The sequence below is a fragment of the Actinospica durhamensis genome (assembly GCF_018139695.1).
Taxonomy (GTDB): Bacteria; Actinomycetota; Actinomycetes; order Streptomycetales; family Catenulisporaceae; genus Actinospica; species Actinospica durhamensis.
In genome coordinates, this window is record NZ_JAGSOG010000649.1 from 1 (window position 1) to 789 (window position 789).

Here is a 789-nt window from a genome sequence, read left to right on the forward strand (position 1 = left end):
CAGGCCTATTCTAGGCCCCTTTTGTCGGACTCGCCCCGTAGAGTAGGTACATACGGGGATTGTTCTAGGGAGGGGTCATGGATCAGGTTGCTGCCGGGGTGGAGTCGATCAGCGGGGCGGTGCGGGAGCTGCTGGAGCGGGCGCGGCAGCTCGAGCCGGGGCGCGATGAGGCTGTAACAGGTGAGATGCGCGACGGGATCGTGGAAGTGGGTCGGGCGGCGCAGGCCCTGCAGGGTTTGCTGCTGGCGATGGTGGCGGAGGGGGACCGGCTCGGGATCGCACGCGGGGGGATCGGCCCGTGGCTCGCGACCGTGCTGGATGTGACCGAAGGACGCGCCCGCGGACTCGCACAGGACGCCCGGTTGCTCGCGACGGTGCCGCAGATCGAGCAGGAAATGTGCTCGGGCAGCATCGGGCAGGATTCTGTGCGAGCGGTGGCGCGCACGGTCAAGGCGGTGCGCCGCACGGGCTTGGATCCGGCACCCGAGGTCGCCGAAACCCTACGCGTCGCACGCGAGCACGGGACGCGGGCCGGGCTGGAGCGGGTGCGGGCGCTGGAGGAGCACACCGACCCCGGGTCGGTCGAGGCACGCCACGCCCAGCAGCGCGAACGCTCCTACGCCCGCATCGGTGTTGCGGCGGATCGGGAGATGCACCGGTGCGAGATCCTGCTCGACCCCGCCCGCGGCGCGGTACTCCAAGCCGCGGTGGAGTTGCAGGTCGCGGAAATGATCCGGGCCCGGCAGTTCGACGGCACCGAACTCGCACCCCAGGACGTGCGCACGACCG

1 pseudogene is annotated in these 789 nt (G+C 70.7%); it reads left to right on the forward strand.

Annotated features, from left to right (window positions below):
• Positions 1-98 precede the first annotated feature (98 nt).
• A pseudogene (locus tag KDL01_RS41550) lies at positions 99-789 on the forward strand (hypothetical protein); the annotation flags it as partial.